Here is a 22,181-nt window from a genome sequence, read left to right on the forward strand (position 1 = left end):
CGCCGTCCGGCCCTTCGGACGGCTTTTTTTTTGACAGTCGCTCCTGTATGGCTGTGGCCTCAACGAGGCAAAACACAGATGAATGAGCAGACGGCCGAGCCGCATAAGGCGCCCGAACCTCCCGAGGTCCAGCCGCCGGCACGGCCACCGCGCGAACCGGTCTTCAACCTTCCGCCGGCGCTGTTCTTCAGCCTTTGCCTGCTTGGTGTCATCTATGCGGTGCAGGAACTCCTGCTCTCCGACGATGCGATGAACTGGCTGTTCTTCACCTTCGGCTTCGTTCCCGCCCGCTATGTAATTCCGCTGTCGCAGCAGGGGCCGGAACTGTTCTGGACGCCCGTCACCTATTCGCTGCTGCACGGCAGCGTCCAGCATATCCTCTTCAACGCCTTCTGGCTGATGGCCTTCGGCGCGCCGGTCGTGCGCCGCATCGGGACGCTGCGTTTCGTGCTCTTCTGGGTTTTTTCCGCCGTCGCATCCGCCATTCTGCACGCGGCCCTGAACTGGGGAGACGTGTCGCTGCTGATCGGTGCGTCGGGCGTCATCTCCGGGCTGATGGGGGCCGCCTGCCGATTCGCCTTTCCGGCCGAACGGCGGCCGATGCTGCCAGCGCATCTCAATCCCCGGCTTTCCATCGTCGAGGCGCTGAAGAGCCGCACCGTCATCATCTTCATGCTGCTCTGGCTGGTCGGCAATGCGTTAATCGCTGTCGGCATCCCGCTCGTCGGCGACAGCGACCAGGCGATTGCCTGGGACGCGCATATCGGCGGCTTCGTCTTCGGCTTCCTGCTGTTTTCGCTGTTCGACCGGGCGCCGCGCCCGCCGGTGATGGAACCTGACGGAACCGAGAAGGATGTGTTGCAATCCTGAGCCGGGCAGTGCACCATCGACCTATATCCGTGCCGGGGGGAGAAACCGCCGCGGATGCCTGTGACAAGTGTTTCACGGACATAGGAGGTTCGAATGACCAGTTCAGTCAAAGCAATCCTCGACCTGAAGGGCAGGGACGTCGTCACCGCCGGGCCGAACGCCACCGTCGCCGAGGCGGCCGCCATCCTCAGCAAAAAGAAGATCGGCGCCATCGTCGTCGTCGGCATGGAGAACCGGATTTCGGGCATGTTCACCGAGCGCGATCTCGTGCATGCGATCGCCAAACACGGCAAGGAAGGCCTCGACCAACCGCTGGCTCAGGTCATGACCGCAAAGGTCTACCGCTGCCATGAGGAGACGACCGTCAACGAGTTGATGGAACTGATGACCAGCCGACGTTTCCGTCACGTGCCGGTGGAAAGCAACGGCAAGCTTGCCGGCATCATCTCGATCGGGGACGTGGTGAAATCGCGTATCGCCGAAGTGGAGCGTGAGGCCGAGGAAATCAAGGCCTATATCGCCGGCTGAGGTTTTCGCGTGCTTCGCTAGACTAGTCTCGTCGTCCCAAACCGCCACGCGCTTTTGGACGACGTGCATCAGGGGTTGCTTGCGTAGACTTCCTGCATGCGCTTGATCTCGGGGAGCCGGGCTCTGGCCTCCTCGTAGCCGCGTTCGATCGCCTCGCCGGCCCGGTGGAATTCGGAAAGGCCGATATAGCTGAGACGCGGCTGCAGCGAAATATCCGGCGGGTCGCCGGCAAGGCGGGCCCGGGCGATCCTGTCCTGGATGATGTTGAAGGCCTGCACCATGACGCCGGTCATGCCGAGGCGCGCATAGGGCGCCTCTTCCTGTTTCTGCACTTCCTGCGGCGAGAGGCTGGCATTGTGCCGGACGACGGCCGAGCGGCCGTAGAGATCGTAATTGAGATTGACGGCGACGACGAGCGGCTGTTCGTAGGCGCGGCAGACGGAGACGGGGACGGGATTGACCAGTGCGCCGTCGACCAGCGTGCGGTGATTGCTGCGCACCGGCTCGAAAATGCCGGGCAGGGCATAGGAGGCGCGCAGCGCCGTGATCAGCGAACCATTGGCGATCCAGACCTCATGACCGGTATTGACCTCGGCCGCGACCGCGACGAACGGCCGGTCGAGATCCTCGACGTTCAGGCCTTCGAGATGTTCCTGCATACGCTTGGTCAGCCGCATGCCGCCGAACAGGCCGCTGCCGCCGATGGTGAGATCGAGGAGACTTGCGATGCGGCGCATCGTCAGCGAGCGCGCGAAGCTTTCGAGTTCATCGAGCTTGCCGGCAAGATAGCAGCCGCCGACCAGCGCGCCGATCGAGGTGCCGGCAATCATGCCGATCTCGACCTTTGCCTCGTCGAGGGCGCGCAGCACGCCGATATGGGCCCAGCCGCGGGCAGCGCCGCCGCCGAGTGCCAGCGCGATCTTGATTTTCTTTTGAGGCGCAGGAGGCGGGAGCATATCGAGCGTGGTCGACATGCCGGAATCGGAACCCTCGCCTTCAGAGCTTTGACGATGCAGACTCCAGCTCAGCATGGCGCTCTCCCCTCCCAGCAGAACACTTGATTTTCGATAGTGTGCCCGATCAGTTTCCAAATGGTATAGAGATGCGGTTTCTGGCGCAATAAGGAGCAAATGCCAGGAATTTCAGGCTATTTTCCGTAGACATCCTGCGGATCGAAATGAAGCTCGTCGTCAACGATATCAAGCATCGGCTTTCCGTCTCGAAGCGTGATCGTCCGGTAGAAGCAGGAGCGGCGGCCGGTGTGACAGGTAGCGTCGTGGCCGGCGACCTCGACCTTCAGCCAGATGGCGTCCTGATCGCAATCGGTGCGGATTTCCTTCACCGTCTGGAGATTGCCCGAGGTTTCGCCTTTCTTCCAGAGCTTGCCGCGCGAACGGCTGAAATAGTGCGCCGTGCCGGTCTGGATGGTCAGCGCCAGCGCCTGGGCATTCATATGCGCCACCATCAGCAGCTCACCGTCGCCGGCATCGGTGACGATCGCGGTGATCAGGCCGCGGTCGTCGAAACGCGGCGTGAAATCGCCGGCGTCTTCCAACGCCGACTTGTCCTCGGATGGTTGATTGAAGATCAGTTGACTCATCGCGGCCCTCCTGAGGGAGCCGGTATCAGCGGCTCCGCACCATGGTCATGAAACGGGCCTGATCGGCCGGCTCAGTCTTGAACGTTCCCGTAAACGTCGTCGTCAACGTGGTCGAGCCCTGCTTCTGAACGCCGCGCATCGCCATGCACATATGTTCGGCCTCGATCAACACCGCGACACCGCGCGGATTAAGCGTATCGTCGATGGCCCGGGCGATCTGCGCGGTCATCGTTTCCTGCGTCTGCAGGCGGCGGCCATAGATCTCGACGACACGGGCAATCTTCGACAGGCCGAGCACGCGCCCGTCCGGCATGTAGGCGACGTGGGCCTTGCCGATGATCGGAACCATGTGGTGTTCGCAATGCGAGTAGAACGGAATATCCTTGACGAGAACCATGTCATCGTAACCGGCGACTTCTTCGAAGGTGCGACCGAGCACGTCTTCCGCCGCCATGTCGTAACCGGAAAAAAGCTCGCGGTACGATTTGACGACGCGGGCCGGCGTTTCGAGCAGGCCTTCACGCGTCGGGTCGTCACCGGCCCAGCGCAGCAGAACGCGAACGGCTTCCTCAGCCTCCTGCTGGGAGGGGCGATCCGAGTCGCGGTTCGTCTGCGGAAAGTTCTTTACGATGGCGTCCATGAACAATGGTCTCCTGGCCCGCACCGCGGACCCATCTATCGGAATCGCCACTGGTCAATCCCATGCGGGAATTCATGCACCTTTGGCAGGCTCCGGGGCTTTCAGGGCAAGTTTAGCCCGTCCGGCACGGTTTCCCAATCAAACTTACACCAGGCCATTGCATTTTCATGGCCTTCGAACGACATACATATAGGAAGACGGCCATCGTATGTAAGTATCCTCACACGACACGGTGTGTTTTTTGTTTTGACGACAATAACGCCCCCACAGAGGCCGATCCGCAGCGATTTTGGAGCGGAAATCCAGCATGGACGATATCTACAACAGCAAAATCCTCGAATTCGCCGGCAATATTCCGCTGACCGGCACGCTTGATGATGCCGATGCGAGCGCCCAGGCCCATTCCAAGCTCTGCGGCTCGAAGGTGCGGATCTGGCTGAAGATGGATGGCGACACCGTGACCGGTTTTGCTCATGACGTGAAGGCCTGCGCGCTCGGCCAGGCCTCGTCCTCGATCATGGCCCGCCATGTCGTCGGCGCCACATCGGACGAATTGCGCCAGGCCCGCCAGGACATGCTCGCGATGTTGAAGGCGGACGGGGCGGGGCCTCATGGACGATTCGAAGACATGCGCTATCTGCTGCCGGTGCGGGACTACAAGGCCCGCCATGCCTCGACGATGCTGACCTTTGATGCCGTCGTCGATGCGATCGGGCAGATCGAGGCGAAACGGGCGGAAGTTGTCGAGGCGTAACTGACATGTGCGAGTTCTGCGTTCGGCAGGCCGATGATGAGGACGACGGCGGTGCCGCCGGATCAGCAAAGCCGCGCGCAAAGGCAGCACGCACTTCCCGCAACTATACCGGTCCGTTCCGCAAGACGCCCGACCGCCTGCTCGGCATGGGGCTTATCCGCCTCTACCAGCTGACGCTTTCCGGCTTTGTCGGCAATTCCTGCCGCCATATCCCGACCTGCTCCGAATATGGCTACGAGTCGATCGCCCGCCACGGTCTTTGGGCCGGCGGCTGGATGACGCTGTTTCGCGTCGGCCGCTGCGGCCCGGGCGGCACCAGCGGCCTCGACCAGGTGCCGGAGATGCTCGGCGACAGCTTGCGCTGGTGGACGCCGTGGCGTTATCTCGCCCTCGGGCGGAAGAAAGGGTGAGCGCCATGAGCACCTTCATTGCCCTTCTGCACAGCATTGTCCTGACGCCCGACCGCCGCGTCATCATGCAGGATTTGCGCGCACTTGCCGAAGAGCTCGGTTATCGCGAGCCGCGCACGCTGGTTTCTACAGGCAATCTTGTCTTCGAGGCGGACGAGATGCGGCCGCACGAAGTCGAGACCCATCTGGAAGAGGGCTTTGAAGAAAAGTTCGGCAAACATGTCGATATCATCGTGCGCAGCGACTGCACCTGGATGGCGCTTTGCAGCACCAATCCCTTCAAGGACGGCAATGGCGACCAGGTCATCGTCCGGGTGATGCGTCTGCCGGTCGATCCCAAGAAGGTAGAGGCGCTGAAACCGCTTATGACGGAGGGACAGCGCATCGCTGTCGTCGGCGGCGATCTCTGGATCGATTTCGCCGGCAAGCCGAGCCAATCCAAGCTGCTTTCGGCGCTGACGACCAAGCGACTCGGCGTCGGTACGATGCGCAACTGGAACACCGTGCGCGGGCTGACTGAAATGATTATATAACCCCGCTTTTTCTTTACTCAGACAGGAAATCTGGCTATCAGGCGGCTGCGCATTCAGCTCCGCGGAGGCGCTTTCATGTCAACCACCCGCATTCGTTGGCGGGACTGGACAAGGAGAATTTCGATGTCCCAAGCTATTTCCCTGACATTTCCCGATGGTTCCGTGCGCGGCTATGATGCCGGCGCAACCGGCCGGGATGTCGCCGAATCCATTTCCAAGTCGCTCGCCAAGAAGGCGGTCGCCGTTGCGATCGACGGCACCGTGCGCGACCTTTCCGATGCCGTGACGACAGGCAAGATCGAGATCATCACCCGCAATGACGACCGCGCGCTGGAACTCATCCGCCATGACGCGGCGCATGTCATGGCCGAAGCGGTGCAGGAGATCTGGCCCGGCACCCAGGTGACGATCGGCCCGGTCATCGAAAACGGCTTCTATTACGACTTCGCCAAGAACGAGCCCTTCACACTCGACGATCTGCCGAAGATCGAAAAGAAGATGAAGGAGATCATCGCCCGCAACGCCGCCTTCACCAAGCAGGTCTGGTCGCGCGAGAAGGCGAAACAGGTCTTCGCCGACAAGGGCGAGCAGTACAAGGTCGAACTCGTCGATGCGATCCCGGAAGGGCAGGATCTCAAGATCTATTATCAGGGCGACTGGTTCGACCTCTGCCGCGGTCCGCACATGGCCTCGACCGGCCAGATCGGCAGCGCCTTCAAGCTCTTGAAGGTGGCCGGCGCCTATTGGCGCGGCGACAGCAACAATCCGATGCTGAGCCGCATCTACGGCACGGCCTTCGCCGAGCAGTCGGAACTCGACAACTACCTGCATATGCTTGCCGAAGCCGAAAAGCGCGATCATCGCCGGCTCGGCCGCGAGATGGATCTCTTTCATTTCCAGGAAGAGGGTCCGGGCGTCGTCTTCTGGCACGGCAAGGGCTGGCGCGTATTCCAGACGCTGGTTGCCTATATGCGCCGTCGGCTTGCCGGCGACTATCAGGAAGTCAACGCGCCGCAGGTGCTCGACAAGTCGCTCTGGGAAACCTCCGGTCACTGGGGCTGGTATCGCGACAACATGTTCAAGGTAACGGTTGCCGGCGACGACACCGATGACGACCGCGTCTTCGCGCTGAAGCCGATGAACTGCCCCGGCCATATCCAGATCTTCAAGCACGGGCTGAAATCCTACCGCGAGCTGCCGATCCGGCTTGCCGAATTCGGCAATGTCCACCGCTACGAGCCGTCGGGCGCGCTGCACGGGCTGATGCGCGTGCGCGGCTTCACGCAGGACGATGCCCATATCTTCTGCACCGACGAGCAGATGGCCGCCGAATGCCTGAAGATCAACGACCTGATCCTTTCGGTCTATAAGGATTTCGGCTTCGATGAAGTCACGATCAAGCTCTCCACCCGGCCGGACAAGCGCGTCGGTTCGGACGAGCTCTGGGACCGCGCCGAAAGCGTGATGATGGGCGTGCTGGAGACGATCCAGCAGCAGTCCAACAATATCAAGACCGGCATCCTGCCGGGCGAGGGCGCCTTCTACGGTCCGAAGTTCGAATATACGCTCAAGGATGCGATCGGCCGCGAATGGCAGTGCGGGACGACGCAGGTCGACTTCAACCTGCCGGAACGGTTCGGTGCCTTCTACATCGACAGCAACTCGGAAAAGACGCAGCCGGTGATGATCCATCGCGCCATCTGCGGCTCGATGGAGCGTTTCCTCGGCATCCTGATCGAGAACTTCGCGGGCCATATGCCGCTCTGGGTATCGCCGCTGCAGGTGGTGGTCGCAACGATCACCTCGGAAGCCGATGCCTACGGGCTTGAGGTGGCCGAGGCGCTGCGTGAGGCCGGCCTCAACGTCGAGACCGACTTCCGCAACGAGAAGATCAACTACAAGATCCGCGAGCATTCGGTCACCAAGGTTCCTGTCATCATCGTCTGCGGCAGGAAAGAGGCCGAGGAGCGCACGGTCAACATCCGCCGCCTCGGCAGCCAGGACCAGGTTTCGATGGGGCTAGACGCCGCCGTCGAGAGCCTTGCCCTCGAAGCGACACCGCCCGACATTCGTCGCAAGGCCGAAGCAAAGAAAGCCAAGGCCGCGTGAAATAGCCGGAATCCGACAGCGCCAGGCTTTGGCGCTGTCGGAAGTCTGATCTAGAGCCCGCAATGTTGCCGCCGCCATGATCAGAGAACGGATCACGCCGAGCTGCAACGCTTCAGAAAATTCCCGATACCAATGATGGAACGCGCGTCTGAAGCGTTCTCGATCTGCGCGTCTTCTCCAAACATCTCGGCTGAGCCGAAACCGCTCACGGAAAAATCAATCGAGGCTGGTGTCGTCGCCGCCCTGCGGCACGAGCTGTTCGTAGGACGGCAGCGGCGCAACCGGGGCCGGCTGGACACCCGGCGGTGTCGGTGTGCCCACAGGCACCTGCTGTACCGTGCGGGCCGCGTCGCTCACCGGCGGCTGCGGCTGCTGGTCCTTCATCAGAACCTCGACATCGGTGTTCCTGCCGGCGACGACGGTGAAATCGCGCTGGTAGATCTTGTCCTTGTTGCGGGCGACGGCGGAATATCCGCCTTCGGCGAGAACCATAGTCGGGAAGGCGCTGACGCTTTCGCCGACACTGTCGCCGGCTGCCGTCAGGATCGACCATGCCGTATCGGCGACCGCCTCGCCGCCGGTATTGGAGACCAGCTTGAAGGTGATCTGCGCGGCACGATGCTGGATCGTCGCCTCGGTCAGTTTGCCGGCATCGACCTGGATGTCGGCGCGGATCACGGCATTGACGCTGCCATATTCGGAAACGATGTGATAGGTGCCGGCATTGAGACGGACGACGGTATTCGGCGAGACATCGGCCACCACGAGGCCGCGCTCGCCATCGTCGCGCACTTCCGAGGAATAGATCGAGAAGCTCAACTGGTCGGGGCGAATGCGGGCGTCGGCGCCGGAGACGGCATTGAGCAGCAGGCCGCCGGCATCGAGCACCATCACCTGCTTGTCTACCTCGCCTTCAGCGGGCACGGTCAGTTTCTTGGTGACCCCGGCGCGGCCGAAGGAGACGTTGACGAAATAATCGCCGGGGGCGAGCTGGAAGGCGGCGGGGCCGCCCTTGGCGCTGGCGATCAGCGGCAGCTTGCCATCGGTTCCGGCGATCGGGCTGAAGACGTACCAGGAAAGGCCCTCTTCAACCGGCGTGCCGTCGGCCGTCAGCTTGGCTTCCATCGGAACGTCGCGCAGCTTGACCCCTTCGGGCACCGTGCCGGGCGCGATAAAGGCATCGAGCTTCGGCATCTTCGGTGTCGATTCAAGCTGTTTGAATTCCTTGAAGGCATCCTGAGCGCCGGCGCCGAGGGGCATCAATACCATCAGGGCAATGGCAAGGCCGATGCGTGCAAAAGGCAAAATGCCAAACATCTGTTTCGTGAACCGATTGACTTCTGAAATCGCAAAGGTCACTTCAAGACCAACGCGATGGCAAATTCAAGACCCACCCTTTGCAGCAGCATAAAAATGAGAGCTTCTCCCGTATGAAATCCGATATCAAGCTGATCGACTACCTCGCCGTGCGCCGCTCCATCCCCGCTTTCCAGATGTGCGAACCAGGCCCCGAGAAAGCTGAGATCGAGGAGATCCTGCGTCTTGCCTCGCGTGTTCCCGATCACGGCAAGATCGCGCCCTGGCGCTTCATCGTCTATCGCGGAGAGCAGCGCGTGCGTCTCGGAGAGGAACTTCTGACGCTGGCGCTTCAGACAAAGCCCGACCTTTCCGAAGAGATGATCCAGGTCGAGCGCAGCCGTTTCACCCGTGCGCCGGTGGTGGTCGCCATCGTCAGCAAGGCGGGGCCGCATATCAAGATCCCGGAATGGGAGCAAATGATGTCGGCAGGCGCGCTTTGCTTCAACGTCATCCTCGCCGCCAATGCCAATGGTTATGTCGCCAACTGGCTGACGGAGTGGTTCGCCTATGATGAGCGCGCCTATCCGCTGCTCGGCGTCGGACCTGATGAAAAGGTGGCGGGCTTCATCCATATCGGCTCGACGACATTTCCGGCGATCGAGCGGCCGCGGCCGGAGCTTGCCGACACCGTGACCTGGGTTGGCGGAGAAGACTGATGTTCTACACCACCGACAGCAACCGGCACGGGCTCGCGCATGATCCGTTCAAGGCGATCGTGTCGCCGCGCCCGATCGGCTGGATCGGCAGTAAGGGCAGGGACGGATCGATCAATCTGGCGCCCTATTCCTTCTTCAATGCCGTTGCCGACCGGCCGAAGCTGGTGATGTTTTCTTCGGCCGGGCGCAAGCACAGCCAGCGCAATGCGGCCGAGACCGGTGTCTTCACCTGCAATTTCGTCAGCCGCGATCTCGCTGAAAAGATGAACCTCTCCTCGGCGGCGCTGCCCTACGGCGACAGCGAATTCGATTTTGCCGGCCTGACGGCGAAGCCGGCCGAACTGATCGACGCGCCCTATGTCGGCGAGGCTTTCGCGGTGCTCGAATGCAGGGTGACCGAGATCATCGAACCGAAGACGCTGTCGGGCGAACCATCCGAAAACGTCCTCGTCTTCGGCGAAGTGGTCGGCATCCGTATCGATGAAGCGATCGTCAGGGACGGCCGCCTCGACATGTCGATCGCCCGACCGTTGGCCCGCATGGGCTACATGGATTACAGCGAAGGCAGCGATGTTTTCGAGATGATCCGGCCGCAGACGCGGCAAGGCTGAGCCGAACCGGCAAGGCGTCCAAAGGCTTAAGAAACATGGTGAACCAATCTTAAACCTTTTGCCACTACGGTCGCAGCATTGAATGGAGCGCGAGGGAATCGCGTTCAAATGCTGGGGCGTCGCGTGATCGTAGAAGCTTTCCTTCGCTGGATCGAAACGGCCAAGACCGGTGACCGGGCCCGGGCCGCAAACGCCCTCGGGCGCGCCTATCTGCAGTCCGAAATGTCCGCGGACGAGCGGGCGGCGGCCGAAATGGCGATGACCTTTCTTCTCGACGATCCGTCGCCGCGCGTGCGGCTTGCGCTTGCCGAGGCGATCGCCTGGTCGCCCGATGCGCCGCGCAACCTTATTCTTTCGCTTGCCGAAGACCAGCCCGAGGTCGCCTGCCACGCGGTGACCTGCTCGCCACTTTTGAGCGACGCCGATCTCGTCGACCTTGCCGCGCGCGGCAACGGCGCCACCCGCATGCTGATCGCCGCCAGAGCGCATCTGACACGCCCGGTCTCCGCCGCCCTTGCGGAGGTCGGCGACGAGGAAGAACTGCTCTGCCTGCTGGAGAACGACGGCGCGGTGATCTCCAGCCTATCGTTGAAACGCATCGCCGAACGGCTCGGCGACTGCTGCGATATTCGCAACCTGCTTCTCGACCGCAGCGATCTTCCCGCCGATGCCCGGCAATTGCTGACCCAGCATGTCAGCAATGCGCTGGTCGGCCTGCCGCTGGCACAGGCGGCGATCGGCCTGCAGCGGCTTCAGCGCATCAGCCGCGAGGCGACCGAGGCCGCCATCGTTTCGATCGCCGGCGACATCGCGCCGCGCGAAATACCCGATCTCGTCCAGCATCTGCGCCTCAACGGCCGGCTGACGCCGTCCTTCCTGATGCATGCGCTCTGTGCCGGCAAGGTAGATTTCTTCGCCGGCGCGATCGTCGATCTGACCGCGTGCAGCGAGCGCCGCGTGCGCTCGATCCTGGCAACCGGGCGCATGCATGCGGTGCGCGCGCTCTATGAATCCGCCGGCCTGCCGAGGGACATCAGCGTGATCTTCGTCGAAGCGACGATGCTGTGGCGCGACGCCGCCAGAAAAGCGCCGGCCAGCGTGCTCGGCAATGTCTGCGGCCGTCTTCTCGAAAAATTCCGCCATCACGACGCGCATGGCGCAATCGGCGAGTTGCTCGACATGGTGGAAAAGCTGCACGTTAACGAGCAGCGACAATCCGCGCGCGTCTACGCGGCGCTTGCGGCCGCTTAATCGGCCAGCCGCGTCACCACCCAGGAATAGCTGGCGGAGACGAAGTGCACGGGTTTGGTCAGTGTGTCCTTGACGCTTCTGCCCGAGGGCAGGTGGGCGCGGACCTGGCCGGCGATGCCTTCTGCAAAACCGGCAATCCTTCCTGCGGGTTGGGGCGCTGCGACAGCGACCTCGGGCGCGGCGGCAGGCACGGGCGCCGATTTCGGCGGCTCGGCGGCGGCGATGGCTTTCGGCGCCTCGCACACCGCAATCACCGAGGGATAGTTGACATTCACATAGGTCTTCAGCCGTCGTTCGGCTTCGGCATCGCAGGCGGCAACGGTTTCCCAGCGTTTATCGACCGTCGCGACATAATTGCACTGGCTGATGGAATCGTCGCAGCCGAGAATGGTCATCGCGATCAGCACCGCTTGCATATTCTGCTTCCTTGATTATTGAGCACATCATCGTCTTAGAGGGCGCAATTCCAACCGAATGAAGGCAAGGACGCTAACTGTTCGTCATATCGGGGGAAATATTGTCACGCGCCGGCAGAGGGAGCCAACATGTCCGTCACCATCGCTCTTGAACCGCCACGCCAGGAGGGCGTCATCCGGCTTCTCGATCTCTCTGATGCCTATGCGCAATCGCTCTATCCTGCGGAGAGCAACCATCTGGTCGACCTTTCCGTGCTGGAGAAGCCTTCGGTGAGCTTCCTCGTCGCGCGCAATGGCGATGCGACCGTCGGCTGCTGCGCGCTGGTCGAGGCCGGCGACGGCACGGCGGAGATCAAGCGCATGTTCGTCGACCCCGAGGCGAGGGGGCTGAGGATCGCCAGCGGCCTGATGAATGCGCTCGAAGCGATCGCCGGGGAAAAGGGTCTAACGGCGATCCGGCTTGAAACCGGCATCTACCAGCCCGAGGCGATCGCTCTCTACCGCAAATACGGATATCGGGAAATCGAGCCGTTCGGCAGCTATCTGCCGGATCCGCTCAGCCTGTTCATGGAAAAGCGGCTGGGGTAGCCGGTCTGCGAAGCCATGTTCAGCCTTCGGCGACGCGCGGCATGGTTTTCGGCGAACCGGGGACCGGCGGCGGGGCCCGTTCGTCGATGATGATCTGCGGTCCGGTCTCGCTCTTGTCGGCGTTGCGGGCCTCGTGGATCCATTCGCGCCAGATGGCGACGATCAGCGCCATCAGCACCGGGCCGATGAAGAGGCCGAGGAAACCCATCGTCTTGACGCCGCCGACGAGGCCGAAGAAGGTCGGCAGGAAGGGCAGCTTGATCGGACCGCCGACGAGCTTCGGCCGCAGCGTCTTGTCGACGATGAATAGCTCGACCGTCCCCCAGACGAAGAGACTGATGCCGGCGACATGCGAGCCGCTCGCCAGCAGATAGATGGAGACCAGCGTGAAGGAGAGCGGCGCACCGCCAGGTATCAGCGCCATCACGCCCGTCAATACGCCGAGCGTCACCGGCGAGGGCACGCCGGCAATCCAGTAGGCAAGGCCGAGCACGATGCCTTCGCCGATCGCGATCAGCGTCATGCCCATGACGGTGGAGCTGATCGTCGCCGGCACGACGCGAGAAATTCGCTCCCAGCGGTTGGGCAGGATGCGCTCACCCAGCATGTCGATCTGCTTGGAGAAGGAGAAGCCGTCGCGATAAACGAAGAACAGCGCGATCAGCATGAAAAGCAGCGTCAGCAGCAGATGGAAGGCGCCGCCGCCAGCCGCCAGCACGGCACGGTATATGTTGCCGATATTGGCGCCGCTGACCGCCTGGATGACCTCGCCGAGCGCGCCGGGACTGCCGATATATTTTGTCCAGACTTCATCGAGATAGGCGCCGGCCCAAGGCAGCGCGACGATCCAGTTTGGCGTCGGGGCACCGGCGCGGTTGGCATGGATGGCCCAGGCGACCCAGGTACGCACTTCGCCGGTCGTATAGGTGACTGCAAGCCCGATCGGGATGACCAGGAAGGTGATGATCAGGATGATGGCGATGGTCGCGGCGATCGTCGTATTGCCGCCGACGCGGGCAAGAAGCTTGCGGTAGAGCGGCCAGCTGGCAAAGCCGATGACGAGGGCTGCGAGCACCGGCACGAGGAAGCCGTAGAAGAAATAGACGCCGGCAGCGACGACTAGGACCAGCAGCCAGCGCGCCGCCGAAATGGAGGGAATCAGCGGCGTACGCGTCTGAGCCGACGATCCGAGCCATCGCGGTTCATGATTGCTTTTCTGACGGTCGAACACACCCACGCGCGCCTCTTCTTTTTCTTGTACTCTGGTTATGGGCCATCAACCCGGTGGTTTCAAGGTCCGCACCGTGAAAGCGTATACAAAGCGTGCCTATTCGACCCTCATATCCGGACGTCTTACTGCTGCGGGCGGTTGAGAACCTTGAAGGCATAGAATTGCGTCTTCTGGCCGGCCGAGAAATTATTGTCGGAGCCGAGAATGAGAACATCGGTGCCGTCCTTGGCCTTGCCGAGCGACATGGCCTCGATATTGTCGGGAACGAGGCCGATCGCCCTCAAATCGAGGACCTGGCTTTTGCGGACGGGGACGACGCGCTGGTCGTTTTTGGCGAGGGACGCGATGGCGGATACATCGGTGGCATCAGTCAGATCCATCATCATGATCTTGATGGTGTTGCCGAAGCCCTGGGCATAGCTGCGTTCGACGGCGAGCAGGCGGTGATCGTCGAGGGCAAGAATCTCGGACATGCCGTTGTCATTGCCGCCGTCGGCCTTGGTGGCGGCCTGCGGGATCGGCGAGACGGGGTAGACGTACTCAGCCTTCGGCTCGCCGGTGGCGCCGTCATAGCGGACGATGCGCGACAGGCTGCCCGACGTCAGCGAGGGGTTCGGACCATCCTGGTAAAGGGCCGCTTCAACACCGACGAAAACGTCGCCGGAGGGCGCGATGGCAAGATCCTCGAAGGCAAGATTGTCCCGGATGCCGGTCGACTTGTCCGCGGTCGGCGCAAAGCCCTCCGGCAGCATGAATTCGCGGACGAAGGAACCGTCCGGCGACGCGACGCGGACGAAGGGTGTCAGCAGCGCCTTGCCGTCGCCTTCGCTGCCCCAATAGATGCCGTCCTTGCCGAGGCGGATCGATTCCGGATCGACGGTCCGGGCAGCGAAGGGCTCGCCATTCTTGTCCTTCAGGGTCACCTGCTTGACGACCGAAACGCCCTTGAGGCCTGACGCGTCGAGATCGACGTCGAGTTCATAGAAGCGAGCCGGGCCTCTTTCCGAGCGGTCGTCGCTGATGGCGAGATAGTGGCCGGTGGCGGCATCGAAATCGAGGCCGGAAATGCCGCCGAATTCGACGCCGTTTTCCATGTGGCCGGTCGGGATAATGAACTCACCGAGATAGGAAAGCGAAATGCCGGCGGCGCAATCGCCGAAGGGGCAGGCAGTCGCGACGGTGGCGCCGATATCGGTGGCGCTGACGGTGACGGTGCTGGACAGGAGAACGAAAGCGGCAGCCGCGAGAAAACGCTTGGTCATGACAAAAATCCGGCAAAAGTTGAAAACAGTTCGACCGGCGCAATGCTCTCAGGGGAAGACGCGCCGACTGCTTCATGCGCCGGTTGTTTGACGGAGTTGTTACGGTTCTTCGTCAGTTCCGTGAAATCGTGAATGCTAAAATGCGTGGCGACGAACCCGTGTCTATCCGACCGTTTGGCGCGCTCGACCTAATACCCTAGATATCGAGGTTTTCAGCGAAAGCCGCACGGTCCTGGATGAAGCGGAAGCGGGCTTCCGGCTTGGTGCCCATCAGATCGTCGACGGCGGCGCGCGTGCCTTCGAAATCCACCTCGTCGATCAGCACCTTGAGCAGAGTGCGCTTGGACGGATCCATGGTGGTTTCCTTGAGTTGGGCGGGCATCATTTCGCCGAGACCTTTGAAGCGGCTGATCTCGACCTTGGCCTTGCCCTTAAACTCCGTCTGCATCAGCTCGGCGCGATGATTGTCGTCGCGGGCATAGGCGGATTTCGCCCCTTGGGTGATTTTGTAAAGCGGCGGCACGGCAAGGAAGAGATGGCCGCCGCGCACCAGCTCCGGCATCTCCTGATAGAAGAAGGTGATGAGCAGCGATGCGATATGGGCGCCGTCGACGTCGGCATCGGTCATGACGATGATGCGCTCGTAGCGCAGGTCTTCGTCGCGATATTTCGAGCGCGTGCCGCAGCCGAGAGCCTGGACGAGATCGGCGAGCTGCTGGTTGGCGCCAAGTTTTTCGCGGCCGGCGCTGGCAACGTTGAGGATCTTGCCACGCAGCGGCAGAATTGCCTGATTGGCGCGGTTGCGCGCCTGCTTGGCCGAACCGCCTGCCGAATCACCCTCGACGATGAAGAGTTCGGCGCCTTCGGCGGTGTTCTGCGAGCAATCGGCGAGCTTGCCGGGCAGGCGCAATTTGCGCACCGCACTCTTGCGGTTGACTTCCTTTTCCTTCCGGCGGCGCAGGCGCTCCTCGGCGCGCTCGATCACCCAGTCAAGCAGCTTGGCCGACTCATTCGGATTGTCGGCAAGGTAATGGTCGAAGGGATCGCGGAGCGCGTTCTCGACGATGCGCTGCGCCTCGACGGTCGCAAGCCTGTCCTTGGTCTGGCCGACGAATTCCGGCTCGCGGATGAAGACCGACAGCATGCCGACGGCTGAAATCATCACGTCGTCGGTGGTGATCTGCGCGGCGCGCTTGTTCTGCGTCAGCTCGGCATAGGCCTTCAGGCCCTTGGTCAGCGCAATGCGCAGCCCCGCTTCATGCGTGCCGCCTTCGGTCGTCGGGATGGTGTTGCAATAGGAATGCACCTGAGGATCGCCGCCATACCAGGTGATCGCCCATTCCATCGAGCCGTGGCCGCTCACCTTCTCCGTCTTGCCAGCGAAAATCTCGCGGGTGACGGTGAACTCCTTGCCCATCGTCGCCTGGAGATAGTCCTTCAGGCCGCCGGGGAAGTGGAAGACGGCCTTGTCAGGGACCTCGGAGCCTTCGGGCAGCACGCCCGCCTCACAGCTCCAGCGGATTTCGACGCCGCCGAACAGATAGGCTTTCGAGCGCGCCATGCGGAAGACGCGGGCGGCATCGAACTTCATGTGATCCCCAAAGATCTGGGGGTCGGGATGGAAGCGCACGCGGGTGCCGCGGCGGTTGTGAACGTCGCCCAACTCTTCGAGACCGCCCTGCGGCAGGCCGCGGGAGAAGCGTTGGCGGTAGAGTTTGCGGTTTCGCGCCACCTCGACCTCGAGGTCGTCGGAAAGCGCGTTGACGACCGAGACGCCGACGCCGTGCAGGCCGCCTGAAGTTTCGTAAGCCTTGCCGTCGAATTTACCGCCGGCATGCAGCTTGGTCATGATGACTTCGAGCGTCGACTTGCCCGGCACCTGCGGATGGTTCTCGACCGGGATGCCGCGGCCGTTGTCGGAGACGGTGAGATAACCCTCGAGGTCGAGATAGACCTCGATGAAATTGGCATGCCCGGCGACCGCCTCGTCCATCGCATTGTCGATGACTTCGGCAAAGAGGTGGTGCAGCGCCTTTTCATCGGTGCCGCCGATATACATGCCCGGGCGCATGCGCACCGGCTCGAGGCCTTCGAGGACGCGGATCGACGAGGCGCCGTAATCATCGGAGTTCGAGGCAGCGGGCGCCGGGCGTGCGGAGGCTCCGGCAGCCGGGGGTGCTGCCGCTGCGGCGGGCGCAGCCGTCACCGGCGGCCGTTCGGCGGGCGCCACAGGCTTCTGTGCCTCCTCGCGTTTTTCAGAGAGGGGCATTCCGGAAAAAAGGTCGTTGCTATCGTCCATGGAGCCGTTCAGATCTTCATCCTGTCTTAGGTCTGGCTTGGGCGGGCATCCGCCGCCGACCCAAAATCACCGCATTTCATGCCACGTTTGCGAATCAGGCAGATTTTGCCAGAAAGCACTTCTATACGCGACACCGCCTGATTTGGCGGGATTTTCCCAAATGATTTGCGTTGCCGGGCGCGGAATGGCAAGCGGCGGCAGGCTTCAGGAGCCATCCGAATGCGAATGTCCACAAGTCATTGCGCCATTATCACCGCAATTGCGGCGTTTTTCTTGTCCGCGGCCATCCTGTCCGCTGTTGGTCCGGCAGAGGCGGCCGACGCTTTGCCGCCTTTCAAGGACGATCTGTTTTCGAAGCAGACCGTGCTGCAGACAGGCGATGGTGGCGCCTTCGAGGTCATCGACTATGACGAGATGCGCGATATTAACGGCCGCGACCAGATCCCGCAAAAGCGGGTGCAGCAGAAATACGTGGCGCTCGGCATCCGCAAGGCGCAAGCGGACGACACGCTGTCTCTCGACGGCATCAAGCTCGATGTCACCAGGGTGGGACCGGCCCGAAATGCCGCCTTCACAGTTATTTTCATCCATGGGCGCGATGGCGACCGGCGGCTCGGGGCCAACGACTACAGCTTCGGCGGCAATTTCAACCGTCTCAAGAACCTCGTCGCCGGTAATGGCGCCGTTTATTATTCGCCGACGGTCAGGAGCTTCGACAGCAGCGGCGTTGCGGCGATCGCCGGCCTCATCCGGTATGCCAGCGCGCAATCGCCCGGCCGGCCGATCATCCTCTCCTGCGCCTCGATGGGTAGCCAGGTCTGCTGGGGCATTGCGCGGAACAGTGACAGCGTCAAGCGGCTGAAGGGCATGCTGATCATGAGCGGGGTCACCGATCCCGATTTCACCAGAAGCGCCTTCTACAAGACGAAGCTGCCGCTCTGGTTCGCCCACGGCAGTCGCGACCCGGTCTATGCTGCCGCTAACCAGCAGGCGCTGTTCGAAAGTCTGCACAAGGCAAAATATCCGGCGCGCTTCACGCTGTTTCAGACAGGAAATCACGGGACGCCGATCCGGATGATCGACTGGCGTCGGGTGTTGAACTGGATTCTGGCTGGCTAAAGCATGTCGCGCAAAAGTGTGCAGCGGTTTTTGCGACAACGCCATGCGAAAAAATACCGAAAGGGCAGTTTTCGGCAGAAATATGCGCGGGATCGACGAGATTCCCCTTACGTCAAGGGCATGATGCTTTTCTTTGCCGCAAGCTTTTGATATTGCCCAAGGCATAAGCAGATTGTGGAAGGCCAGCATGACACCTGATGTGCGCCCGCTTGTGGCGGGAAACTGGAAAATGAATGGCATGCGTGCCTCCCTGGATCAGATCAAGGCGATCGCCGAGGGTGTTCGCCCGCCGCTGGCCGACAAGGTCGAAGCGCTGATCTGCCCGCCGGCGACGCTGCTCTACGTGGCGACGGCACTGTGCACCGACAGCCCGCTGGCGATCGGCGCTCAGGACTGCCATCAGAACCCGTCCGGTGCGCATACCGGCGACATCTCGGCCGAGATGATTGCCGATTGTTTCGGCACCTATGTCATCGTCGGCCATTCCGAGCGGCGGACCGACCATGCCGAAACCGACCATCTGGTGCGCGCCAAGGCGGAGGCCGCCTTCGCCGCAGGGCTGACGGCGATCATCTGCATCGGCGAGACAGCGGATGAACGCCGGACGGGCCAGGCGCTCGACGTCATCAAGCGCCAGCTTTCCGCCTCGGTTCCGGACGGCGCCACCGCCGAGAGCACAGTCATCGCCTACGAACCGATCTGGGCGATCGGCACCGGCGTGACGCCGACATCAGGTGATGTCGAAAAGGCGCATGCCTTCATGCGGGCAGAGCTTGTGGCCCGTTTCGGCGACGAAGGCCGCAAGATGCGTCTTCTCTATGGCGGCTCGGTCAAGCCGGCCAATGCCCATGAGCTGATGGGCATTGCCAATGTCGACGGCGCGCTGATCGGCGGAGCGAGCTTGAAAGCGGCCGACTTCCTCGCCATCTACCGGGCCTATGAAGCGCTGCTCGCCTGAGGCATTTTTTATTCCTGGGTTTATTCCCGAGTTTATTCCTGGCCGAAGGGCTTGGAATAGATGAAAGCCTCATGTAAAGAGCCGCCAGAATTCTTACTTATGTCCGTCTCCAGGCGGGCAGGACTGGACCCATGCAGACCGTATTGATTGTCATCCATCTCATGATCGTGCTCGCCCTTGTCGGCGTCGTGCTCATCCAGCGCTCGGAAGGCGGCGGCCTCGGCATCGGCGGCGGTTCCGGCTTCATGTCGGCCCGCGGCACGGCCAATGCGCTGACGCGCACGACCGCGATCCTTGCGACCCTGTTTTTTCTGACCTCGCTCGGCCTCGGCATCCTGACGCGTTACGAGGGCCGTCCGAGCGACATTCTCGACCGCATTCCGGCAACAGGCGGCCAGGGCAACGGTATTCTCGATTCGCTCGGCGGCGCGCAGGCTCCGGCAACCCCGCCGGCCGGCAACGGCGTTCCGAGCAGCGGGGCGGCAGCGCCTGCACCACAGGCTCCCGCCGCTCAAGCTCCGGCAACTGGGGGCCCGGCAGCCACCGCACCTTCAACGACTGCTCCGGCAACGACTGCCCCGGCAACGCCCGCAGCTCCGGCCGCGCCGGCACCGGCTCAGCCCTCCGGCGTCCCGACGGGACAGTAAACCGGTCTTCGACATAAACGCCGGCAGGCCCTCGGGTCTGCCGGTTTTCTTTTGTTCAGATTCCTGCGCCACGCATCGAAAGTTCTGGAAAAGAATTTTTGGGCTGGTGGAATCGTTTTTGAAAAGGTATCCGGTGAATCCCATGGCGCGATACGTATTCATCACTGGCGGCGTGGTTTCTTCTCTCGGAAAAGGAATTGCGGCCGCGGCTCTCGGAGCGTTGCTGCAGGCCCGTGGATATCGGGTTCGGCTTCGCAAGCTCGACCCCTATCTGAACGTGGATCCGGGCACGATGAGCCCGACCCAGCACGGCGAGGTCTTCGTCACCGACGACGGCGCGGAAACCGATCTCGATCTCGGTCACTACGAACGCTTCACGGGGCGTTCGGCGACCAAGACCGACAACATCACCACCGGCCGCATCTACAAGAACATCATCGACAAGGAACGGCGCGGCGACTATCTCGGCGCGACGGTGCAGGTGATCCCGCACGTCACCAACGAGATCAAGGATTTCGTCATCGAGGGCAATGACGATTACGACTTCGTCATCTGCGAGATCGGCGGCACGGTCGGCGACATCGAAGCCATGCCGTTCATGGAGGCGATCCGCCAGCTCGGAAACGACCTGCCGCGCGGCACCGCCGTCTACGTTCACCTGACGCTGATGCCCTATATTCCGGCGGCCGGCGAGCTCAAGACCAAGCCGACGCAGCATTCGGTGAAGGAACTGCAGGCACTCGGCATTCATCCCGATATCCTGCTGGTGCGGGCCGACCGCGAAATTCCCGAAGCCGAACGCCGCAAGCTCTCGTTGTTCTGCAACGTTCGCCCGTCTGCCGTCATCCAGGCGCTAGACGTCGCCAACATCTACGATGTACCGATCGCCTACCACAAGGAAGGCCTCGACGACGAGGTGCTCGCGGCCTTCGGTATAGAGCCGGCGCCGAAGCCGCGGCTCGACCCGTGGGAAGAGGTCTGCAACCGCATCCGCACGCCGGAGGGCGAGGTGACGATCGCGATCGTCGGCAAATATACCGGCCTCAAGGATGCCTATAAGTCGCTGATCGAGGCGCTGCATCACGGTGGCATCGCCAATCGCGTCAAGGTCAATCTCGAATGGATCGAGTCAGAGGTCTTCGAAAAGGAAGATCCGGCGCCCTATCTCGAAAAAGTGCATGGCATCCTCGTGCCAGGCGGCTTCGGTGAACGCGGTTCGGAAGGCAAGATCCACGCTGCCCGCTTTGCCCGCGAGCGCAAGGTTCCGTATTTCGGCATCTGCTTCGGCATGCAGATGGCGGTCATCGAGGCGGCGCGCAATCTCGCCGACGTCTCCGGTGCCTCCTCGACCGAATTTGGCCCGACGAAAGAGCCGGTGGTCGGTCTGATGACCGAATGGGTCAAGGGCAACGAGTTGCAGAAGCGCACGGCAGCCGGGGATCTCGGCGGCACGATGCGCCTCGGCGCCTACAAGGCGGCGTTGAAGAAGGGCACGAAGATCTCGGATATCTACGGTTCCACCGATATTTCCGAGCGTCATCGCCACCGCTACGAGGTCAATATCGACTACAAGGATCGGCTCGAAAACTGCGGCCTGGTCTTTTCCGGCATGTCGCCGGACGGCGTTCTGCCGGAGACGATCGAATATCCGGATCATCCCTGGTTCATCGGCGTGCAGTACCACCCGGAACTGAAGAGCCGGCCGCTCGATCCGCATCCGCTGTTTGCCAGCTTCATAGAAGCAGCGACGGAACAGAGCCGTCTCGTCTGATCCATGCAAACCAGATCGCGTTGTTTCAGGCGCGATCTGGATAACATCCATGCCTGCGCTAACTTGTCGGCATGACCCCTTCACGCAGCACGACCGTCTCACGCTTCATCGCGGCACCACGCGAGCGCATCTACCGCGCCTTCCTCGATGCAGATGCGGTCGCCACCTGGCTTCCCCCTGATACAATGAAGGGCATCGTCCATGCCTTCGAGGGCAGGGAAGGCGGCGCCTTCAGCATGTCGCTCGTCTATCCCGACGACGAGACATCGCAATCGGGCAAGACCTCCGACAAGACGGACAGGTTCGAAGGCCGCTTTGCCAAGCTCGTGCCGGATGAAAACATCGTCTGGGCTACGGTCTTCGATTCCGAGGACGAGGGCTTTTCCGGCGAGATGACCGTCAGCACGATGTTGTCGCCTGCGGATGGAGGCACCGATGTGACGATGGTCTGCGACAATATTCCGTCCGGGATCCGCCTCGAAGACAATGAGGAAGGGTGCCGCTCGACGCTCGGCAATCTGGCCGCTTTCGTCGGCGGTTAGGGATCGGCGGCAGGACATGCTGCCGCC

The 22,181-nt window shown here is 62.1% G+C and carries 23 protein-coding genes; 15 read left to right on the forward strand and 8 right to left on the reverse strand.

The window, feature by feature from the left end; translation table 11 throughout:
• Positions 1 to 78: 78 nt before the first annotated feature.
• The gene (locus HX898_RS05000; RefSeq protein WP_138329373.1) at positions 79 to 870 is read left to right on the forward strand and encodes a rhomboid family intramembrane serine protease; all 792 of its coding nucleotides are present in this window, start codon (positions 79 to 81) and stop codon (positions 868 to 870) included.
• Positions 871 to 963: 93 nt separating this feature from the next.
• Positions 964 to 1,398 carry a CBS domain-containing protein gene (locus HX898_RS05005; RefSeq protein ID WP_025394659.1) on the forward strand — a complete coding sequence of 145 codons (435 nt, stop codon included), beginning with the start codon at positions 964 to 966 and terminating at the stop codon, positions 1,396 to 1,398.
• 68 nt (positions 1,399 to 1,466) lie between these two features.
• Here the strand turns inward: HX898_RS05005 and HX898_RS05010 are convergent, their stop codons facing one another.
• The 3 genes from HX898_RS05010 to folE all read right to left on the reverse strand — a co-directional run bounded on the left by HX898_RS05010 (position 1,467) and on the right by folE (position 3,638).
• Positions 1,467 to 2,429 carry a patatin-like phospholipase family protein gene (locus HX898_RS05010; protein ID WP_062944308.1) on the reverse strand — a complete coding sequence of 321 codons (963 nt, stop codon included), beginning with the start codon at positions 2,427 to 2,429 and terminating at the stop codon, positions 1,467 to 1,469.
• A 116-nt stretch (positions 2,430 to 2,545) separates the two neighbouring features.
• Positions 2,546 to 2,998, reverse strand: a complete 453-nt coding sequence (hisI, locus tag HX898_RS05015; protein ID WP_017964406.1) for a phosphoribosyl-AMP cyclohydrolase — start codon at positions 2,996 to 2,998, stop codon at positions 2,546 to 2,548.
• Positions 2,999 to 3,023: 25 nt separating this feature from the next.
• Entirely contained in the window at positions 3,024 to 3,638 is a 615-nt protein-coding gene (gene folE / locus HX898_RS05020) for a GTP cyclohydrolase I FolE (protein WP_017960561.1), read from the reverse strand.
• Between the two features lie 307 nt (positions 3,639 to 3,945).
• On the opposite strand from folE, the gene HX898_RS05025 reads away from it, so the two are divergent.
• The 4 genes from HX898_RS05025 to thrS all read left to right on the forward strand — a co-directional run bounded on the left by HX898_RS05025 (position 3,946) and on the right by thrS (position 7,444).
• A complete protein-coding gene (locus HX898_RS05025) occupies positions 3,946 to 4,392 on the forward strand; it encodes an iron-sulfur cluster assembly scaffold protein (protein ID WP_017960560.1) in 447 nt (148 codons plus the stop codon).
• A gap of 5 nt (positions 4,393 to 4,397) precedes the next feature.
• The gene (gene yidD, locus HX898_RS05030) at positions 4,398 to 4,802 is read left to right on the forward strand and encodes a membrane protein insertion efficiency factor YidD (protein WP_138329374.1); all 405 of its coding nucleotides are present in this window, start codon (positions 4,398 to 4,400) and stop codon (positions 4,800 to 4,802) included.
• 5 nt (positions 4,803 to 4,807) lie between these two features.
• Complete coding sequence (locus HX898_RS05035) at positions 4,808 to 5,335, forward strand: DUF1697 domain-containing protein (RefSeq protein WP_062944392.1); 528 nt, start codon at positions 4,808 to 4,810, stop codon at positions 5,333 to 5,335.
• A 123-nt stretch (positions 5,336 to 5,458) separates the two neighbouring features.
• Positions 5,459 to 7,444 (forward strand): threonine--tRNA ligase, encoded by a 1,986-nt coding sequence (thrS, locus tag HX898_RS05040; protein WP_138329375.1) that lies wholly within the window; start codon positions 5,459 to 5,461, stop codon positions 7,442 to 7,444.
• A 216-nt stretch (positions 7,445 to 7,660) separates the two neighbouring features.
• Here the strand turns inward: thrS and HX898_RS05045 are convergent, their stop codons facing one another.
• Positions 7,661 to 8,761 (reverse strand): hypothetical protein, encoded by a 1,101-nt coding sequence (locus HX898_RS05045; RefSeq protein WP_180194133.1) that lies wholly within the window; start codon positions 8,759 to 8,761, stop codon positions 7,661 to 7,663.
• 113 nt (positions 8,762 to 8,874) lie between these two features.
• Here HX898_RS05045 and HX898_RS05050 point away from each other — a divergent pair, with 113 nt between their 5' ends.
• The 3 genes from HX898_RS05050 (at position 8,875) to HX898_RS05060 (ending at position 11,321) form a co-directional block, all read left to right on the forward strand.
• The gene (locus HX898_RS05050) at positions 8,875 to 9,459 is read left to right on the forward strand and encodes a nitroreductase (RefSeq protein ID WP_029874172.1); all 585 of its coding nucleotides are present in this window, start codon (positions 8,875 to 8,877) and stop codon (positions 9,457 to 9,459) included.
• Positions 9,459 to 10,070 carry a flavin reductase family protein gene (locus tag HX898_RS05055; RefSeq protein WP_171598752.1) on the forward strand — a complete coding sequence of 204 codons (612 nt, stop codon included), beginning with the start codon at positions 9,459 to 9,461 and terminating at the stop codon, positions 10,068 to 10,070. The genes HX898_RS05050 and HX898_RS05055 overlap by 1 nt, the downstream gene beginning before the upstream one ends.
• Positions 10,071 to 10,178: 108 nt before the next feature.
• The gene (locus HX898_RS05060; protein WP_171598753.1) at positions 10,179 to 11,321 is read left to right on the forward strand and encodes a DUF2336 domain-containing protein; all 1,143 of its coding nucleotides are present in this window, start codon (positions 10,179 to 10,181) and stop codon (positions 11,319 to 11,321) included.
• Here the strand turns inward: HX898_RS05060 and HX898_RS05065 are convergent.
• Positions 11,318 to 11,737 (reverse strand): hypothetical protein, encoded by a 420-nt coding sequence (locus HX898_RS05065; RefSeq protein WP_171598754.1) that lies wholly within the window; start codon positions 11,735 to 11,737, stop codon positions 11,318 to 11,320. The genes HX898_RS05060 and HX898_RS05065 overlap by 4 nt on opposite strands.
• A 129-nt stretch (positions 11,738 to 11,866) precedes the next feature.
• On the opposite strand from HX898_RS05065, the gene HX898_RS05070 reads away from it, so the two are divergent.
• On the forward strand, positions 11,867 to 12,325 hold the full coding sequence (locus HX898_RS05070; protein ID WP_171598755.1) for a GNAT family N-acetyltransferase: 459 nt from the start codon (positions 11,867 to 11,869) through the stop codon (positions 12,323 to 12,325).
• A 19-nt stretch (positions 12,326 to 12,344) separates the two neighbouring features.
• Here HX898_RS05070 and HX898_RS05075 read toward each other — a convergent pair whose 3' ends face one another.
• The 3 genes from HX898_RS05075 to parE all read right to left on the reverse strand — a co-directional run bounded on the left by HX898_RS05075 (position 12,345) and on the right by parE (position 17,117).
• Positions 12,345 to 13,562, reverse strand: coding sequence for an AI-2E family transporter (locus HX898_RS05075; RefSeq protein WP_180194134.1), 1,218 nt, complete (start codon positions 13,560 to 13,562; stop codon positions 12,345 to 12,347).
• Positions 13,563 to 13,678: 116 nt separating this feature from the next.
• The gene (locus tag HX898_RS05080; protein ID WP_180194135.1) at positions 13,679 to 14,818 is read right to left on the reverse strand and encodes an esterase-like activity of phytase family protein; all 1,140 of its coding nucleotides are present in this window, start codon (positions 14,816 to 14,818) and stop codon (positions 13,679 to 13,681) included.
• 196 nt (positions 14,819 to 15,014) lie between these two features.
• On the reverse strand, positions 15,015 to 17,117 hold the full coding sequence (gene parE / locus HX898_RS05085; RefSeq protein ID WP_180194136.1) for a DNA topoisomerase IV subunit B: 2,103 nt from the start codon (positions 17,115 to 17,117) through the stop codon (positions 15,015 to 15,017).
• A 219-nt stretch (positions 17,118 to 17,336) separates the two neighbouring features.
• On the opposite strand from parE, the gene HX898_RS05090 reads away from it, so the two are divergent.
• The 5 genes from HX898_RS05090 (at position 17,337) to HX898_RS05110 (ending at position 22,154) form a co-directional block, all read left to right on the forward strand.
• Positions 17,337 to 18,236 carry an alpha/beta hydrolase gene (locus HX898_RS05090; RefSeq protein WP_180194137.1) on the forward strand — a complete coding sequence of 300 codons (900 nt, stop codon included), beginning with the start codon at positions 17,337 to 17,339 and terminating at the stop codon, positions 18,234 to 18,236.
• Positions 18,237 to 18,423: 187 nt separating this feature from the next.
• Positions 18,424 to 19,194, forward strand: coding sequence for a triose-phosphate isomerase (tpiA, locus tag HX898_RS05095; RefSeq protein WP_168287301.1), 771 nt, complete (start codon positions 18,424 to 18,426; stop codon positions 19,192 to 19,194).
• A 131-nt stretch (positions 19,195 to 19,325) separates the two neighbouring features.
• On the forward strand, positions 19,326 to 19,841 hold the full coding sequence (secG, locus tag HX898_RS05100; protein WP_180194138.1) for a preprotein translocase subunit SecG: 516 nt from the start codon (positions 19,326 to 19,328) through the stop codon (positions 19,839 to 19,841).
• A gap of 142 nt (positions 19,842 to 19,983) precedes the next feature.
• On the forward strand, positions 19,984 to 21,612 hold the full coding sequence (locus HX898_RS05105) for a CTP synthase (RefSeq protein WP_012757532.1): 1,629 nt from the start codon (positions 19,984 to 19,986) through the stop codon (positions 21,610 to 21,612).
• A 71-nt stretch (positions 21,613 to 21,683) separates the two neighbouring features.
• Complete coding sequence (locus HX898_RS05110; protein ID WP_180194139.1) at positions 21,684 to 22,154, forward strand: SRPBCC family protein; 471 nt, start codon at positions 21,684 to 21,686, stop codon at positions 22,152 to 22,154.
• The last annotated feature ends 27 nt before the right edge of the window (positions 22,155 to 22,181 follow it).

Origin of the sequence: Rhizobium sp. WYCCWR 11128, assembly GCF_013416305.1 — a bacterium.
GTDB lineage: Bacteria > Pseudomonadota > Alphaproteobacteria > Rhizobiales > Rhizobiaceae > Rhizobium > Rhizobium indicum.